The 17,172-nt window shown below is 68.9% G+C and carries 12 protein-coding genes, 1 rRNA gene and 1 pseudogene; 4 read left to right on the forward strand and 10 right to left on the reverse strand.

What is annotated here, in order from left to right; genetic code table 11:
* Positions 1 to 25 precede the first annotated feature (25 nt).
* From D7D52_RS32085 to steA, 3 genes are all read right to left on the reverse strand, one after another.
* Complete coding sequence (locus D7D52_RS32085; RefSeq protein ID WP_120742398.1) at positions 26 to 1,753, reverse strand: CTP synthase; 1,728 nt, start codon at positions 1,751 to 1,753, stop codon at positions 26 to 28.
* A gap of 130 nt (positions 1,754 to 1,883) precedes the next feature.
* Positions 1,884 to 2,801: a copper transporter gene (locus tag D7D52_RS32090; RefSeq protein WP_120742400.1), complete on the reverse strand. Its 918-nt coding sequence runs from the start codon at positions 2,799 to 2,801 to the stop codon at positions 1,884 to 1,886.
* A 7-nt stretch (positions 2,802 to 2,808) separates the two neighbouring features.
* Positions 2,809 to 4,020 carry a putative cytokinetic ring protein SteA gene (gene steA, locus D7D52_RS32095; protein ID WP_120742402.1) on the reverse strand — a complete coding sequence of 404 codons (1,212 nt, stop codon included), beginning with the start codon at positions 4,018 to 4,020 and terminating at the stop codon, positions 2,809 to 2,811.
* A 263-nt stretch (positions 4,021 to 4,283) separates the two neighbouring features.
* Between steA and D7D52_RS32100 the strand changes: the two genes are divergently transcribed.
* Complete coding sequence (locus tag D7D52_RS32100; protein WP_120742404.1) at positions 4,284 to 4,703, forward strand: SRPBCC family protein; 420 nt, start codon at positions 4,284 to 4,286, stop codon at positions 4,701 to 4,703.
* A 142-nt stretch (positions 4,704 to 4,845) separates the two neighbouring features.
* Here D7D52_RS32100 and recN read toward each other — a convergent pair whose 3' ends face one another.
* The 4 genes from recN to D7D52_RS38575 are packed head-to-tail and all read right to left on the reverse strand — an operon-like array spanning position 4,846 to position 8,824.
* On the reverse strand, positions 4,846 to 6,627 hold the full coding sequence (gene recN, locus D7D52_RS32105; protein ID WP_120742406.1) for a DNA repair protein RecN: 1,782 nt from the start codon (positions 6,625 to 6,627) through the stop codon (positions 4,846 to 4,848).
* Positions 6,605 to 7,576 (reverse strand): NAD kinase, encoded by a 972-nt coding sequence (locus D7D52_RS32110; RefSeq protein ID WP_120742408.1) that lies wholly within the window; start codon positions 7,574 to 7,576, stop codon positions 6,605 to 6,607. Before D7D52_RS32110 ends, recN begins: the two co-directional genes overlap by 23 nt.
* Positions 7,573 to 8,508, reverse strand: a complete 936-nt coding sequence (locus tag D7D52_RS32115) for a TlyA family RNA methyltransferase (protein WP_187703065.1) — start codon at positions 8,506 to 8,508, stop codon at positions 7,573 to 7,575. Before D7D52_RS32115 ends, D7D52_RS32110 begins: the two co-directional genes overlap by 4 nt.
* Before the next feature lies 1 nt (position 8,509).
* A complete protein-coding gene (locus tag D7D52_RS38575) occupies positions 8,510 to 8,824 on the reverse strand; it encodes a hypothetical protein (RefSeq protein WP_246023453.1) in 315 nt (104 codons plus the stop codon).
* 115 nt (positions 8,825 to 8,939) lie between these two features.
* Between D7D52_RS38575 and D7D52_RS32120 the strand changes: the two genes are divergently transcribed.
* Positions 8,940 to 9,698 carry a class I SAM-dependent methyltransferase gene (locus tag D7D52_RS32120; protein WP_120742411.1) on the forward strand — a complete coding sequence of 253 codons (759 nt, stop codon included), beginning with the start codon at positions 8,940 to 8,942 and terminating at the stop codon, positions 9,696 to 9,698.
* A gap of 23 nt (positions 9,699 to 9,721) precedes the next feature.
* Here D7D52_RS32120 and D7D52_RS32125 read toward each other — a convergent pair whose 3' ends face one another.
* The 3 genes and pseudogenes from D7D52_RS32125 to rrf all read right to left on the reverse strand — a co-directional run bounded on the left by D7D52_RS32125 (position 9,722) and on the right by rrf (position 13,092).
* Complete coding sequence (locus tag D7D52_RS32125; RefSeq protein ID WP_120742413.1) at positions 9,722 to 10,615, reverse strand: HAD-IIA family hydrolase; 894 nt, start codon at positions 10,613 to 10,615, stop codon at positions 9,722 to 9,724.
* Positions 10,616 to 10,983: 368 nt separating this feature from the next.
* A pseudogene (locus D7D52_RS40475) lies at positions 10,984 to 12,153 on the reverse strand (hypothetical protein); the annotation flags it as partial.
* An 822-nt stretch (positions 12,154 to 12,975) separates the two neighbouring features.
* Positions 12,976 to 13,092, reverse strand: a 5S ribosomal RNA gene (gene rrf, locus D7D52_RS32135).
* A 561-nt stretch (positions 13,093 to 13,653) separates the two neighbouring features.
* Between rrf and D7D52_RS32145 the strand changes: the two genes are divergently transcribed.
* Together D7D52_RS32145 and D7D52_RS32150 are read left to right on the forward strand one after the other, a co-directional pair.
* Positions 13,654 to 15,081, forward strand: coding sequence for a glycosyltransferase (locus D7D52_RS32145; protein WP_162958682.1), 1,428 nt, complete (start codon positions 13,654 to 13,656; stop codon positions 15,079 to 15,081).
* Positions 15,078 to 17,168, forward strand: coding sequence for an amylo-alpha-1,6-glucosidase (locus tag D7D52_RS32150; RefSeq protein WP_120742415.1), 2,091 nt, complete (start codon positions 15,078 to 15,080; stop codon positions 17,166 to 17,168). Before D7D52_RS32145 ends, D7D52_RS32150 begins: the two co-directional genes overlap by 4 nt.
* The last annotated feature ends 4 nt before the right edge of the window (positions 17,169 to 17,172 follow it).

Raw genomic sequence — 17,172 nt, forward strand, 5'->3', positions numbered from 1 at the left:
GGGCGGCTCCGGCTGTCGAGGCAGCCTACTTCGAAACCTTCTCCCCTGCGGCGGCCGGAACCTCGTCCGGAATCTCCACCGGGAGTCGTTCGGCGGCCTTGTATTTCAGCGCCGCCGAGATGAGCGCCGCGAACAGCGGATGCGGGCGGGTCGGGCGGGACTTGAGTTCCGGGTGGGCCTGGGTGGCCACCAGGAACGGGTGCTGGTCGGCCGGATACTCGACGAATTCGACCAAATGGCCGTTCGGGGAGACGCCGCTGAACTTCAGCCCGCTCTTGGCGATCTTGTCGCGGTAGGTGTTGTTGACCTCGTAGCGGTGACGGTGCCGCTCGGAGACCTCGGTCTCGCCGTAGGCGGCCGCGACCAGGGAATCCTGCTGCAGCACAGCCGGGTACGCGCCCAGCCGCATGGTGCCGCCGAGGTCCGCCTCACCGGCCACGATCTGCTCCTGGTCGGCCATCGTGGAGATGACCGGGTACTTGGTGTCGGGCTCGAACTCCGCGGAGTTGGCGTCCTCGAGACCCACCGACCGCGCCGCCTCGATGACCACGCACTGCAGACCCAGGCACAGCCCCAGCAGCGGGATCTTGTGCTCGCGGGCGTAGCGGATCGCGCCCACCTTGCCCTCGATGCCGCGAATGCCGAAGCCGCCAGGGATCAGGATCGCGTCCACATCGGCCAGATGCGAGCGCGCACCCGCCTCGGTCTCGCATTCGTCGGACTGCACCCAGCGAATGTTCACCTTGGCCTTGGAGGCGAACCCGCCCGCGCGCAGCGCCTCGGTGACCGACAGGTAGGCGTCGGGCAGGTCCACGTACTTGCCCACGAGAGCGACACTGACCTCTTCGCGCGGGTTGTGCACGCGATCCAGCAGGTCGCCCCAGACCGTCCAGTCCACGTCCCGGAACGGCAGGCCCAGGCGGCGAACGACGTACGCGTCCAAACCCTCCCGATGCAGCACCTTCGGAATGTCGTAGATCGACGGCGCGTCCGGCGTCGAGATGCAGGCGTCCACATCCACGTCGCACATGAGCGCGATCTTGTTCTTGAGCGCCTGCGGCACATCCCGATCGCAGCGCAGGATCAGCGCGTCGGGCTGAATACCGATATTGCGCAGCGCGGCCACCGAATGCTGGGTCGGCTTGGTCTTCAGCTCACCCGACGGCCCCAGGTAGGGCACCAGCGTGACGTGCAGGAAGAAACAGTTGTCGCGACCCACCTCGTGGCGAATCTGCCGCGCCGCCTCGAGGAACGGCTGCGATTCGATATCGCCGACGGTGCCGCCGATCTCGGTGATCACCACATCCGGCACCTGCCCATGCAGGTCCGGTCCCGCCATGGCGAGAATGCGGTACTTGATCTCGTCGGTGATGTGCGGGATCACCTGCACGGTGTCGCCGAGGTACTCGCCGCGCCGCTCCTTGGCGATCACCTTCGAGTACACCTGTCCGGTGGTCACATTCGCGTCCGCGGACAGATCGCGATCGAGGAAGCGCTCGTAATGACCGACATCGAGGTCCGTCTCCGCGCCGTCCTCGGTCACGAACACCTCACCGTGCTGGAAGGGGTTCATGGTGCCGGGATCGACGTTCAGGTACGGATCCAGCTTCTGCATGGTGACGCGCAACCCGCGCGAGGTGAGCAGCTGACCGAGGCTGGAGGCGGTCAGGCCCTTGCCGAGTGAAGAGGCGACACCGCCGCTGACGAAGATGTGTTTCGTGGCCGCGCGCGCCGGAATCCGTGAATTACCCACGGGTCTTCACGGTAACACGGATCGCCGGACCCGTTCGAACGCCACGCGAATCGGTTGCCCGCGATTGGCTCGATTCCGCGTGTCGCGCGCGAGTTTCCCCGTGTCGCCGTTCGGTTTTCCCGTGTCGCGGTCAGCGCGGCATGGCGGCGACTGTGAGCGAGGTCGCCTTCGCGCCCGTGCCGTAACGACCGGTACCACCGTTCAACTGCTCGGTGAGCCCGAGCACGGTGGTGATTCGCCCGATCTCGCGGTCCACATTGTCGACGGTGGTGACCGACGCCAGCCCGCCCTCCGACCGCGCCACCGCGATCGCCCCCGGTCCGTCGGCAGCCCCGTAGCGACCCGCCAGCACCACACCCGCACTGTGCGAGCGCAGCCCGCCGGCGAACCGGGCGACGAGGGTGCCGCGATTGTTCTCGTCCGCTCGCGCGCCGTCCCCGGTGACCACCACCGCCACCTGCGCGGGCTGCACATCGGCGAAGGTCAGGAAACCGCCGCCGCGCAATGTCTCCAGGGCCAGCCCGCGCTCCTGCGGCGTGCCCTTGGCCTGCCCGCCCACCGGATCGGTCAGCAGCACCTGCCCGAGCAGATCGCCCGCGAGACTGCCCTGATCGGCGGCGTCGATCTTCAATTGCGCTCCGGCGGGGACGACATTCACCAGCGCGGTGCGCAACCGATCGCCTTCGGAGGAGTCGGTGAACGCGCCGGTCAGCCCGATCCGCCCGGTGACCGTCGCCCCCGCGGTGGTCAGCGCCGCGGTGACCGCGTCCACATCACCGCTGTCGGCATCGGGAGCGGTGAAGACCAGCACCGTCCGGTTCGCCAGGCTGCCGGTCAGCAGCTTCGCCGCCGCACCGGACAAGAAGGCGTCGGAGGCTTTCACCTCGTCGTTCAACCGCCCGTTCTCCGCGCGCAGATCGTCGACCTGCTGCCGGTCCCCCGACCCCGAGAACAGATGCCCCTGCGTGCGGGTGCCCAGCACCACGCCGACCGCCAGGGCCAGAAATACCGCGGCGATCGAAATCGCGTGGTGCCGAAAGGAAATCATGAGTCCCCTATGGTTGCCGGTCCAATAGCCGCTCCACCCAACCCGATCCGCGATGCCAGGTGTGGGTGACCCAGGTCAGCACCTCACCGCCCATGTGCGTGGCCAGCACCGCCACCACCAGCGCGACCAGCGCGGCCAGCACCACCAGCGCGACCGCCCACCCCGAGCCCCGGTGACGGTACAGCGCCGCAACGGCTTTCGCATCCATGAGCTTGGTGCCCATTTTGAGGCGGGTCAGGAAGGTCGCCGGATTCGAGTCGCGGCGGCCGCGGTCGAAGAAGTCGTCCAGCGAGGCCGCCGCGCCGACGGTCACGATCAGCGACGCGCCGTGATGGTCGGCCAGCAGCAGCGCCAGATCCGCGGGCGCACCCGAGGACGGGAAGGTGGTCGCGCCGATGCCCAGATCCTGGATGCGCTCCAAACCCTTGGCGTGCCCGTCGGTGTCGGCGGGCAGGATCACCTCGGCGCCGGACTTGAGCGTGGTGGCGGTGATCTCCTCCGGGTCGCCGACGATCAGGTCGGGCCGATATCCGCTGCGCGTCAAGGTGTCCGCGCCGCGCCCGACCCCGATCAAGATGGGCGCGTACTCCTTGATGAACGGTTTGATGCGCCGGAGATCCTCGATGTGCTCGGGCCCGTCGGCGACCACCACGACATGCCGTCGCTTCATGTCGATTTCGACGTCCGGCACCCCGATACCATCGATGAGCAGCGAGGATTCGGTGCGAATGAACTCGATGGTGTTGCCGGAGAACGCTTCCAGATGATCGGCCAGCCCGTTGCGGGCCTCGATCATGCGTTCGGCGATCGCGCCCTCGGTGAGCTCGATGCCCTCGACCAGCGCCTCGGGCTCCTTCTTCGACAGCTTGTCGGCGTAGACGACACCGCCCTCGACGCGAACCCGGATGCCGTCCTTGATCTTCTTGAAGACATCCGAGCTGACAGCGTCCATGAGCTGAATACCATTGGCCACCAGCACTTCCGGCCCCAGATTGGGATACCGGCCGGAAATCGAGGGCGAGGCGTTGATCACCACCGCCACCTGCGCCTCGACCAGCCGGTCGGCGGTGAGCCGGTCCAGATCCATCTCGTCGAGGACGACCACGTCGCCCGGCCCGACCCGCTGCAGCAACCGCCTCGTATTCCGGTCCACCCGGGCCATGCCGGTCAGACCAGGCAGCGTTTCGGTATTGCGCGAAAGCAGGGCCAGCATCTTCATAACGCTGAATGATTGCCCCAAAGTCTCAACCAATGGTGGAGGCGCGCCGGGCTTTCCCGCCTCCCCGCAATTTCAGCGGCCAACCGAGAGCCGTCGCCGGTCTCACACCCGCACCTACTGTCACGTGCCAAAACAATTCCGGCGGTACCCGACGAGTTACCCCGGGCGGTCCGAAATCAGTGGTCACGGTCACATACGAACGACACAGGCGCAGCCACATTCGTGCCTATCTTCTTACCGCGCAGTAAGGATATGCTCCCGTCATGGTCAGCACCACAGTCGACACCGTTCTACCCGCCCCGCGCGAAACCGTCTACAAGCTCTTCACCGAGCGCGACAGCATCAATCCCTTTGTGCCCATCAAGGTTTCGCTCAAGAAGCCGGGCATCGGCGCGCCCAACGGCGTCGGCGCCCAGTACCACCTGGGCCTCGGCCCCCTCGGCCCCACCGAGGAGACCACCGAACTGGTCCCCAACGAGCGCCTGGTCTACCGGGTAATCGCGGGCGCACCGGTCAAACGCCACGTCGGCACCGTCAGCTTCTCCGATGCCCCCGGCGGCACCCGCGTCGTCTACACCATGGAGTCCGAGCCGAGCCTCCCCGTGCCCGCGGCACTCCTCGAGCCCGGCCTGCGCGCCCTCATCAACACCCTCATCGGCGCGGTCCGCAAGGCCGTCCAGTAATCCAATCCCGCGCGCGGCAGGGCCGTCATAGCCCGCCTCTCGCATGAGCCGCCGCGCATCCCTCGTCATGGCGCGGCCCCTTCCGGCCGGAACCCCACGGGTCCCGGCCGGTTTCGCGTCGGGGCACAAGCCGTAGGTGCGACTACTCGCCCGAGACGGCGGCGCCGACCTTTTCGGCGTCGGCGGTGGTGAGCAGTTCCCAGGCGTGGGCGCGGCCGGTTTCGGTGTCGCCCATGCCGGCGAGCATGCGGGCGAGTTCGACGACGCGCTCGTCCTGGGTGAGGGCCTTGACGCCGGATTTGACGGCCTTGCCGTCGTCGAGCTTGTCGACCACCAGGTGGGTGTCGGCGAAGGCTGCGACCTGCGGGAGATGGGTGACGACGATGACCTGATGGGTGCGGGCCAAACGTGCCAGGCGACGGCCGATCTCGACCGCGGCCCGGCCGCCGACCCCGGCGTCGACCTCGTCGAACACCATGGTGGTCCCGTGCTCGGAGCTGGCCAGCACCACTTCCAGGGCCAGCATGATGCGTGAGAGCTCACCGCCGGACGCGCTCTTGCTCAACGGCAGCGGATGGGCCCCCGAATGCGCGGCCAGCCGGAATTCCACCTCGTCGACACCGGTGGATCCGGCATGCAGTTCCTGGCCGTCGATCACCAGCGGGGCCGAATCCTGAACGCCCGCAACGACGGGACCGACGCCCACCTCGAGCCGGGCCCGGCCCATGGCCAGCCCGCCGAGTTCGGTGCTGACCGCCGCGGCCAGCTTGCCCGCGGCCTTGGTGCGGGCGGCGGTCAGCTTGCGGGCCGTCTCGCGCACCTTCTCCGCGGCCGACTCCACCTCGGCGGCCAGCGCCGCGAGCGCTTCCTCCGACACGTCCAGCGACGCCAGGCGCGTGCGCGCCTCATCGGCCCACTTGATCACCCCGTCGATATCGGGCGCGTACTTGCGGGTGAGGGTCTTGAGCTCGGCCTGCCGAGTCAGCATGGACTCCAGCGCGCCCGGATCGGACGGCAGGTCCGACAGATAGGAGCTGAGTTCGGTGGTGAGATCCACGACCACCGAGATCGCCTCGCCCAGACGCGGTCCCAGCGCCGACAGCTTCGGATCGTCCGAGGCTTCGATGCGGGCGCGGGCGGTACCCAGCAGGTCCAGCGCCCCCGCGTCCTCCCCCGGCGAATCGGCGGGCCCGGCCAGCGCGTCGTGCGCGGTCGAGGCGGCCTCGCGCAGCGAATCCAGATCCGACAGCCGGCGCACCTCGTGCACCAGATGCTCGTCCTCACCCGGTTCCGGTGCCACGGCATCGATTTCGGCCAGCGACTGGGTGAGATGATCGGCCTCGAGCGCCAGCTCCCGGCTGCGCGCGGTGCGCTCGAGCAACTGATTGCGCTTGTCCAGCCACGCTTTTCGCGCCTTCTGATACTTGGCCAGCAGCGGCGCCACGGTGTCGGCGGCGAACTGGTCGAGCGCGTGCAACTGCTGATCCGGCCGCTGCAAACGCAACTGGTCGTTCTGCCCGTGCACGGTCAACAGCGGAGTCGTGAAATCCGACAGCACCGACGCCGGCACGCTACGCCCACCCAGATGCGCCCGCGAACGCCCATCGCTGCCGACGGTCCGCACCGCGATGATGCTGCCGTCGTCATCCCGTTCGGCGCCTGAGGATTCCAGCACCTCCTCGACCTCGCCGAGCGCCCCGTCGTGCACCGCGTCCACGGTGAAACGCCCCTCCACCACCGCCCGCGACGCCCCCAGCCGGACCCGCCCCGCATCGGCGCGCGCCCCGCTGAGCAGGTGCAGGCTGGTGACCACCATCGTCTTGCCCGCACCGGTCTCACCGGTCAGAACGGTCAACCCCTCATGGAATTGTGCGGTGGCGGTGGAAATGACGCCCAGGCCGTCAATCCTGATCTCTGTCAGCACTCGTGCTCTCCGTTCGCGCAGACGGGCGGCCTCGCCAGCCTGTCACGGGCAACTGGAATTTGCGCACCATCCGGTCGGCGAACGGCGCGGAATCGAGCCGGACCCAGCGGACCGGCTCGGCCCCGCGGACCGTTTCGACCCGTCCGCCCCGCGGCAGTGCGAGGGTGCGTCGGCCGTCGAGAAAAACAATGGCATCGTGGCCGGTGGCCACGGTTTCCACGGCGATCAGCGAATCCGGGCTGGTCACCAGGGGTCGCGCGAACAGCGCGTGAGCATTGGACGGAATCACCAGCAGCGCTTCGAGTTCCGGCCACACCACCGGCCCGCCCGCCGAGAAGGCGTACGCGGTGGACCCGGTCGGGGTGGCCACCAGCACACCGTCGCAGCCGAACGCCGACACCGGCCGACCGTCCACCTCGAGCACCACCTCGAGCACGCCCATGCGCGCGGCGTTCTCGATACTGGCCTCGTTGAGCGCCCAGCCGCGCTCGGTCACCCGGTCGTCGACGCGCACGGTGACATCGATGGTCATGCGCTGTTCGATGATGTAGTCGTGCCGCACCACCTGCGAGAGCGCCTCGTCCAGGTTCTCGGCCTCGGCCTCGGTGAGAAACCCGATGCGCCCCAGATTGATTCCCAGCACCGGCACGCCCGCGCTGCGTGCCAGCTCGGCCGCGCGCAGGAAGGTGCCGTCGCCGCCGAGCGCCAGCACCATCTCCGCGCCCACCGCCGCGTCCGGATTGTGCGCCATGACCCGCGCCGGGTAGCCGTCGGCCACGCCAGTGTCGTCGAGATCGAACCGGGTGCTGTAGGCCTCGTCCTCGAGCACCCGCAGCCCGATCCCGGCCCCGCACAGGATCTTCGCGACCCGGTGCGCGGTATCGGTGATCTCCGGCCGACCGGGATGCGCGACCAGCAGCACTTCCCTGGCCGGGCTAGCCGCGTTCACTGTGGACCCTCCTGCACCGCACGCTCGATCAGCGCCGCCACCCGCGACGCCTCCGTGGTGGCACCGTCCGCAATCGTGTCGGCTGCGATGGTGTCACCGTCTGAATCGTAGGCGTCCACACCGACGTCCGCGCCCGCACCGGGTGTGATGCCGGTTTCCTCCGGATCCCCCGGCGCACCGGTTTCCTTGCGCAGCCACAGGAAATATTCGACATTGCCCGAGGGCCCGGGCAGCGGACTGGCCACCACGCCGTGCGTGCGCAGCCCGAGTTTCGCTGCCGCGGCGGCGACTTCGCGCACCGCCTCGGCCCGCAACGCCGGATCGCGCACCACGCCACCGGAACCCACCCGATCCTTGCCGACCTCGAACTGCGGCTTCACCATGGGTAGCAGATCCGCCCCGGGCGCACAGCACGCGGCCAGCGCCGGCAGCACCAGCGCGAGCGAGATGAACGACAGGTCGGTGACCACCAATTCGACTGGGCCGCCGATGAGTTCGGGCGTCAACTGCCGGACATTGGTGCGATCGTGCACGTGGACGCGATCGTCGTTCTGCAACCGCCAGATCAACTGGCCGTAGCCGACATCGGCGGCCACCACCTCTTTCGCGCCCCGCGACAGCAGCACATCGGTGAAGCCGCCGGTGGACGCGCCCGCGTCCAGGCAGCGCTTGCCCGATACCGAGACGCCCTGCGGCTCGAACGCCGCCAGTGCGCCCAGCAACTTGTGCGCGCCGCGCGAGGCCCACCGCACTTCGTCGGGCTCGTCCCGCACCAGCAGCGGCGTACCCGTCTCGACACCGGTCGCCGGTTTGGTGGCGACCGATCCATTGATCAGGACGCGGCCCGCGTTGATCAGCTCGACCGCGTGTTCCCGCGATCGCGCCAATCCGCGGCGAACCAGTTCCGCGTCCACCCGCGCGCGCCTGGCCACCTCAGATCTTGTCCACCGTGGCCAGCGCCTGCACCAGCACGTCGTGCGCCTGTTCCAGAATCTTGGCCCGCCGCACGATATCGGTGCCCTCCGAGTGCACGCTGGGCGCGCCCGGGAAGCCCGGATTCGGTGCGCCCGCCGACAATTCGGCCAACAGCGCATCCACGTCCGCCCGGACCCGCTGCGGATCGGCGAACTCCTGGTTCGCACCCGCCAAGTGCTGACCGGGCAGCGGCATCCCGGGGCGCGGACCCTGCGGTCCCGGCATACCCGGCCGCGGTGCGGGAATCTGCGGAGGTGGCGTGGGCGTAGTCATCGTGGCGACAACGCTACCCGAACTCGCATTCGAACACACGTACCCCACCACTTCCGGATCCCCCGCTCCGCGTGCCTCGGAAAACCTCTTGCGGGCGGCTGAAAGAATCGGGCAAATGGATAGCGACTTCGAGACATTGATCGCCGAGGCGCAGACCGTTTCGGTCGACGGCTGGGACTTCTCCTGGCTCGACGGACGCGCCACCGAACAACGGCCGTCCTGGGGATATCAGAGGCAGCAGGCGCGGCGGCTCGCCACCGCCCGGGCCGCGCTCGACATCCAGACCGGCGGCGGCGAAGTGCTCGCCGAGGCCGAGACCTTCCCGCCGACCATGGTCGCCACCGAATCCTGGCCGCCCAACCTGGTCAAGGCCACCCGGCTGCTGCATCCGCGCGGCGTCGTCGTGGTCGCCGACCCGGACGAACCGCCGCTGCCGTTCGCCGACGCCGCCTTCGACCTGGTCACCAGCCGTCAACCGGCCACCACCTGGTGGAGCGAGATCGCACGCGTGCTGGAACCCGGCGGCACCTATTTCGCGCAGCACGTCGGCCCGGCCAGCGTATTCGAACTCGTCGAATACTTCCTCGGCCCGCAACCGGAGGCCCGCCGCGGCCGCGACCCCGAGATCGAGGCCGCCGACGCGCGAGCCGCCGGCCTCGAGATCGTGCGGTCGCGGACCGAGCGGCTGCGCGTGGAGTTCAACGACATCGGTGCGGTCGTGTACTTCCTGCGCAAGGTCATCTGGATGGTCCCCGGCTTCACCGTCGAGCAGTACCGCGATCGCCTGCTCGACCTGCACCGGCAGATCACCAGTACGGGACCGTTCGTCGCCTACTCCGCCCGGACATTGATCGAAGCGCGAAAACCGTTCTGACGCTCGAGAATTCGCCGAAACCGTCAGCCCTGGGCGACGGCGATCGCACGCCCGGAGGCCTTGCGCAGGCGGGCGGCGATCTCGTCCGCGATATCACCGTTGCCGGGCACCACCGGATCCAGTTCCGCGACAGGGTGATTGAGGGCGTCGAGCGACTCGGCCACATAGGTCGGCAGGCGATCGGCGGGCTGCTTCCGCAGATCCTCGAGCGTGCTCACACCGGTCAGCACCATCAGCGACTCCAGTCCCGTGGTGTGCGCGCCGTCGATATCGGTATCGAGCCGGTCGCCGACCACCAAGGCATCTCGGGTGCCCGCCCGCTCCAGCGCGTCCTCCATCAACGGCGCGTAGGGCTTGCCCGCCACCAGCGGCTCCAGACCCGAGGCCTGGCGCAGCGCGGCGACCATGGAACCATTGCCCGGCGCCAGGCCGCGCTCGGTGGGCAGGGTGGCGTCGGTATTGGCGGCCACCCAGAGCGCACCCGACCGCAGCGCGTAGGCCGCCTCCGCCAGATCCGCCCACGCCGTCTGCGTGGAATGACCTTGGATCACGGCGCTGGGGGTGACGCCGTCGAAGCGCCGGATCGCCTGCAGGCCCACATTTTCCACCTCCGCCATGAGATCGTCGGTACCGACGACGAGGACGGTGGAACCCGGCGGGATACGCTGCGCCAGCAGTCGCGCGGCCGCCTGCGCACTGGTCACCACCTCGTCCTCGTGAGCGTCGAAACCGAGCTCGCGCAGATGCAGCGCCACCGCATCCGCGGAACGGCTCGCATTGTTGGTGACATACATCAGCCGCTGCCCGGAGTCACCGGCCAAGAGTGCCTCCGACGCACCGGGAATCGGTTCGTGGCCGCGAAACAGGGTGCCGTCCAGATCCAACAGCAGTGCCTCGAAGCGGTCGCGCAATCGCATGACGCAGTCCCTCTCATTCACAGATACGAAACGACCGTGCGGCTGCGCTGAGGCGCGGCCGCACGGTCGGAATCACTTGCCGGGTCCTAGTTCTCGATGCCGTCGCCCGAAGTGGCGGGCCGCTCAGCCGCGCCGGAGTCGGTAGCTGCGCCCGTCTCGGCAGCTTCGGCCTTGCCCGCAGCTTCGGCCTTGCCAGCAGCTTCGGCCTTGCCGGTGGCTGCCGAATCCTCCTCCGCGCGAGCCGATTCCGGCTCTTCCTCATCCGCGAGGGCATCGGCGGAATCTTCGTCGTCCGCGAGGGCCGTCTCCACCTCGTCGTCTTCGTCCGACTCGTCCTCGTCGAAGGCGGCGGTCCAGTCAGCGCCGTCATCCTCGCCCGACAGGTCCGCGGCGCGTTCCTCGGCGTCGGTCTCGCCGTCGAAGTCGGCGGAGGCGGCGTTCATGAACCAGGTCAGCGCCTCCTCCTCACGACCGGCGGCCAGCAGCGCCTCGGCGTAGGCGTAGAACAGGCGCGCCGCAGCGGAACCGGTCCGCGCGGGATCGAGTTCGGGGGTTTGCAGGGTCACCACGGCCTGATCGAACTGGCCCAGATCCATGCGAGCACCCGCGACCACGATGCGCAGCTCGGTCGCCTCGTCGCCTTCCAGGGCACGCGCCTCGTCGCTGCGGCCCAGCTCGATGGCGCGCTCCGGACGGCCCAGGCCGCGCTCGCAGTCCGCCATCACGGCCAGCAGCCCCGAACCGCCGGACATCCGGCGCGCGGTCCGCAACTCCGACAGCGCCTCGGCCCACTCCCCCGCGTGATAGGCCGCGACACCGGCGGTCTCCCGCACCACCGCGATCCGCCCGGCCCGCTGCCGCGCCGCCCGTGCGTGCGCCAGCGCCAGCTCCGGATCCTCGTCCAGCAGTTGCGCCACCATCACCAGGTGCCGGGCGACCGCCTCCGCATTGCTCTTGTCCAGACTCAGCAGATCGCGGCGAACGGCGCCCTCGAGATCGGCGGCCTGCACATCGTCCGGCAGCGCCGGCTCATCGGGCCGACCCGAACGCCGCTCCCCCGGCTTCCCGCTACCGACCCGCGCACCCTCGCCGCCCCGCCGACGGTCCTGCCCCTCGAACGACCGCGCCCCCTCGCCGCTCCGCCCGAAATCCTTGCCCTCCCCGCCCTTCTCACGCCGCTCGTCACCGAACCCGTTGCGCACGAACGGCTTCCGCTCGTCGCGCCCCCCACGATCCCGATCGAATCCCCTTCCGCCACCACGATTCTCGCCGCCGCGGCCCTCACCGCCCCGATTGAACCCGCCCTCGCGCCGCTCCCCGCGCTCGGCTCCCCCTTCACGCCGGTCCCGGCTGTACCCACTCTCACGACGCTCACCACTACCGCGACTGAACCCACCTTCGCGACGATCGTCGCGGTTGAAACCGCCTTCACGCCGGTCACCGCCACCACGATTGAAGCCACCCTCGCGCCGGTCGCCGCCACCGCGACTGAACCCACCCTCACGCCGATCGTCGCGGTTGAAACCGCCTTCACGCCGGTCTCCACCGCCACGGTTGAATCCGCCCTCGCGACGCTCACCGCCACCACGGTTGAAACCACCCTCGCGACGGTCGCCACCGCCACGGTTGAAGCCGCCCTCGCGACGCTCACCGCCACCACGGTTGAAACCACCTTCACGGCGCTCGCCGCCACCGCGATTGAAGCCGCCCTCGCGCCGGTCGCCGCTACCGCGATTGAATCCACCACGATCGTCGCGGTTGAAACCGCCTTCACGCCGATCGCCACCGCCACGGTTGAAACCACCTTCGCGGCGCTCGCCGCCGCCGCGATTGAATCCGCCTCCACGGCGCTCGCCGCGGTTGAAACCACCGTCGCGGTCACCGCGGTTGAAACCGCCGCGGCTGCCGCTGTCGCGATCGGAGCCGCCGCGACCGCCCTCGCTCCGATAGCCGCCGCGATCGCGGTCGCCTTCGGAGCGGTTCCGGTTGAAGCCGCCCTCGCGGTTGGCACCACCGCCGCGGGTGAAGCCGCCCTCGCGGTTGCCGCCGTCCCGCCGCGGTCCGCCGTACGACCGGCCCTCATCGCGGCGTTCGCTGTCATCACGCCGGCCGTAGCCGCCCTGTCCGGTCCCACCGCTGGTATTGCGGCGGAAGGGTTTGCGGCCGTCGTTCTGCTCCGCCACGGTGATCCCTCTCTAGTGTTGTAAGCCTGCCGTACCCGGCCGCGGCGCTGGCTCGCGTGAGGGTCGCGGGTGTATCCCGCACCTCAAATTGAAGCACGCGAGCATCTGCGTCCACGCGGCGCGGGCGCTGAAACGCAGAATAGGGGACCCGTGAGGGTCCCCTATTCTGGAATGATGTTCCGGCGGTGTCCTACTCTCCCACACCCTGTCGAGTGCAGTACCATCGGCGCAGGTGGCCTTAGCTTCCGGGTTCGGAATGGGACCGGGCGTTTCCCCACCGCTATAGCCGCCGTAACAGGCGGTCGAGCGGCTGATACCGAAACCTGCGCCCAGCACCGCGATGTCCTCGCGTTTACGGAACCAGGCCAGCACGAACATCGCCTGCCGAAACGGTGTCAGCGCCCGGGCACCGCGGCGGGTGCCCCGGGCTCGCCGTTGGGCGGCCAGCAACCGCGAAACATGGCAGACCAGCTCCCGGGACACGTCGAGCATGGCACGATAGGCGATCACGTGGAGTCCTTCAGGCATCGGAATTCTGTGGGAGAAAACCGGTCTACCTGGGACTCCACGCCCATGACCGGGCAAGTCCCGAAACTCCCGAATGCCCGAATCCCTCAAGCACACACCGAAGTTGATGAGATCACCTCAATGGATTCTATAATTCACGAAACAATGGTTCGGACAATACCTGGCAATCATTGGTGATACCCCGGTGAGAATCACCCAAACATTCGCGTAACCATACGGTCACAACCGCGGACAGTGTCCGAATTCGCCTTGCCTGGACGGGCCGGGTCATGGAACTGTGGACGACAGTTTGGCTCAGTTTCACCCTCAACGACGAGGAGCTTTGAAATGAGTGACGAACTTTCCACCGATGCGGATTTGCGTGACGCATTAGAACTTCTGGCATTGGATATCGACGGGGATACTCACCCCGTCGGCCATTCTCGCAAACGCATCGTCGATGAACCCGCCAAGCGGCCGCTGCACATCGTGCTGGTGGCTCCCCCGTACTTCGACATCCCGCCCACCGGATACGGCGGCGTCGAGGCGGTGGTGGCGTCGCTGGCCGACGAACTGGTCGACAGCGGGCATCGGGTCACGCTGATCGGCGCGGGCCGGCCCGGCACCAAGGCCGACTTCATCCCCGTCTGGGACGAAGTGCTGACCCACCGGCTGGGTGAGCCGTATCCCGAGATCGTGCACGCCATGAAGGCGTGGCGCGTCATCCAGGAGCTGCACGCCGAGGATCCCATCGACGTCGTGCACGATCACACCTTCGCCGGACCGGGCAACGCCGCCGCCTACCGGGCGCTCGGCATCCCGACCGTGGTCACCGTCCACGGACCGGTGGACGCCGAAATGCGCGAGTACTACCGCGCTTTCGACGACAGCGTGCGACTGGTCGCGATCAGCGACCGGCAGCGCGAACTCGCGCCCGATCTGAATTGGATCGCGCGCGTGCACAATGCCATCAACCCCGACGAATGGCCGTTCCGCACCGAGAAATTGGACTACGCGCTGTTCCTGGGCCGGTACGCGCCCTACAAGGGCCCGCACCTCGCCCTCGAGGCCGCGCACAGCGCGGGACTACGCTTGATACTGGCGGGCAAGTGCAACGAGCCGCCCGAGCACGCCTTCTTCGACGAGTTCGTGCGGCCGCTGCTGGGTCCGGACGACGATGTGTTCGGCGAGGCGGACGCGGCGGCCAAGCGGCAACTGCTGGCCGGGGCACGTTGTCTGCTGTTCCCCATCCAATGGGAGGAGCCGTTCGGGATCGTGATGATCGAGGCGATGGTCTGCGGCACCCCGGTGATCGCGCTGCGCGGCGGCGCGGTGGCTGAGGTCGTCGAGCACGGGGTCACCGGGTGGATCTGCGAATCCCCCGACGAGCTGCCCGACGCCATCGCACGCATCGACGAGATCGATCCGCGGGCCTGCCGGGAGCGGGTCGAGAAGTATTTCGCCACCGGACGTTTCGCCCAGGGCTACGAAGAGGCCTACTACCGGGCGGTGGCGGAGACGACCCCGATCCTGTCGACCACGCCGATCCTGTCGACCACGCCGATCCTGTCGACCACGCCGATCCTGTCGACCACGCCGATTCTGTCGGCGGCGCCGGCCGAATCGGCGATCCCGCCCGAACCGGCGACCCCGTTGACGCCGGTGACCCCGGCGACCGCCCGCTCACCGCAGTCGGCGTATCGCCGCAACCGGGCGCGCACGACACCCGTCCCGCCCAGCCCGCGGGGCACCCGCCTGCCGAGTGGCCGCCGGTGAGCGTATTCAACGCCGGACCGCCGACACCCGTTTCGGGTGTCGGCGGTGTCGTCACGCTGGTCGAGGCGAGCACCTTCTGCCTGTCCGACCCCCTCGGCGATATTCACCCCGGCACCGCCCACGGCCTGTTCCATCGCGACGCCCGGCTGCTGAGCCGCTGGGATCTGCGCCTGGACGGCCTTCCGCCCGAACAGCTTTCGGTATTGGTGCGCGAACCGTTCCGGGGACGGTTCGTGGCCCGCAAGACCCCGCCGCACGGCGTCGCCGACGCCACCGTGCTGGTGCAGCGCCGCCGCACCATCGGCGACGGCATGCACGAGGTGATCACCGTGCACAATCTCGGCGACGAGGACACCGCGATCACCGTAACCCTCACCGCCGACACCGATTTCGCCGATCTGTTCGCCGTCAAGGAGGGCCGCGTGCACGGCGGCGGCTGCGAATTCAGCGTCGCCGCGGACGCCCTGCGGCTGGTCGATCGTGCCAACTCCGGCCGCGAGGTGGTCATCACCGCCGACGGTGAGCCGACTATCCAGCCGGGCTTTCTGACCTGGGATATCGTGGTGGCCCGGCGCAGCGTCTGGCACACCACCGTGCGCTGTGGGCCCGGTAGCGGTCATCGCGCGGTGCCGATGAACATCGACGACGACGAGGAAGGTCCGGTCCGCAAGATCCGGCATTGGCGTGCCACCACCACCTCGCTGACCGCCAGCGGACCGGGCCTCAACTCGATCCTGCAGCGCACCGAAACCGACCTGGGCGCACTGCGATTGGACGATCCCGCCGACGGCACCGCCTATGTCGCGGCCGGCGCGCCGTGGTTCATGGCGCTGTTCGGCCGGGACAGCCTGCTCACCTCCTGGATGGCGCTGCTGCTGGACTCCGATCTGGCGCTGGGCACGCTGCGACAGCTCGCGAAACTCCAAGGCACCAAGGTCGAACCGGTGACCGAGGAGGAACCCGGCCGCATCATGCACGAACGCCGTCACGGCCCCGGCAGCGACCGCGTGCTCGGCGGCACCGTCTACTACGGCACCGTCGACGCCACTCCCTTGTTCGTCATGCTGCTGGCCGAATGCCATCGCTGGGGCGTCGCGGAATCCGCTGTCCGGCAACTGATTCCGGCCGCCGACGCCGCACTGACCTGGATGACCGAGTACGGCGAGCGCGACGGGCTGCTGGTGTATCACCGCAAGACCGACCGCGGCCTGGCCAACCAGGGCTGGAAGGACAGCTGGGACGCGATCAGCTTCAGCGACGGCCGCCTCGCCGAGCCGCCGATCGCGCTGTGCGAGGTGCAGGGGTACGCCTACGCGGCCGAACTCGGCCGCGCCGAGCTGGCCGACTCGCACGGCGATCACGCGACCGCCGAACGGCTGCGCGCCCGCGCCCTCGAACGCCGCACCCGGTTCGACGAACGGTTCTGGCTGCCGCGCGCCGGCTGTTACGCCCTCGCGCTGGACGCTTCCGACCGCCCGGTGGACTCGGTCTCCAGCAATCCCGGCCACTGCCTGTGGACCGGGATCGTCCCCGACGAGCGGGCCGCCGAACTGATCGAACGCCTCGACGCCCCCGACATCAACACCGGGTTCGGGTTGCGCACCCTGTCCTCGGCCGATCGGCGGTTCAATCCGATGGGCTACCACACCGGTTCGGTCTGGCCGCACGACACCGCGATCGCAGTGGCCGGGCTGCTGCGCTACGCCCACATTCCCGGCGCCCTGAAACTCGCCGAGCACCTCGCGACCGGGCTGCTGGAGGCGATCCTGGAATTCGGCGCGCGCCCGCCGGAACTCTTCTGCGGCTTCGCCCGCACCGAATTCCGTTCGCCCGTCCCGTATCCCACGTCGTGTTCACCGCAGGCCTGGGCCAGTGCCGCGCCACTGCTGCTGATGCGCTCGTTCCTGGGACTGCAACCGGATGTGCCCACCCGCACCCTCACCGTCTCCCCGCGGCTGCCCGAACGCGCGGGCACCATCCGGCTGGCCGATCTCAAACTCGGCTCGGCCAGCATCACCATCGAGGCCACCGGCAACGACGCGCACGTCACGGGCTTGCCGTCGGACTGGGAGCTCCGCCGAATCTGAGACG

This window comes from Nocardia yunnanensis (genome assembly GCF_003626895.1).
GTDB classification, from domain to species: Bacteria; Actinomycetota; Actinomycetes; order Mycobacteriales; family Mycobacteriaceae; genus Nocardia; species Nocardia yunnanensis.

Coding starts and splice junctions, on each gene's coding strand:
- D7D52_RS32090 (WP_120742400.1), bottom strand. CDS start 2,801: ATGATTTCCTTTCGGCACCACGCGATTTCGATCGCCGCGGTATTTCTG.
- steA (WP_120742402.1), bottom strand. CDS start 4,020: ATGAAGATGCTGGCCCTGCTTTCGCGCAATACCGAAACGCTGCCTGGT.
- D7D52_RS32100 (WP_120742404.1), top strand. CDS start 4,284: ATGGTCAGCACCACAGTCGACACCGTTCTACCCGCCCCGCGCGAAACC.
- D7D52_RS38575 (WP_246023453.1), bottom strand. CDS start 8,824: ATGACTACGCCCACGCCACCTCCGCAGATTCCCGCACCGCGGCCGGGT.
- D7D52_RS32120 (WP_120742411.1), top strand. CDS start 8,940: ATGGATAGCGACTTCGAGACATTGATCGCCGAGGCGCAGACCGTTTCG.
- D7D52_RS32125 (WP_120742413.1), bottom strand. CDS start 10,615: ATGCGATTGCGCGACCGCTTCGAGGCACTGCTGTTGGATCTGGACGGC.
- D7D52_RS32145 (WP_162958682.1), top strand. CDS start 13,654: ATGAGTGACGAACTTTCCACCGATGCGGATTTGCGTGACGCATTAGAA.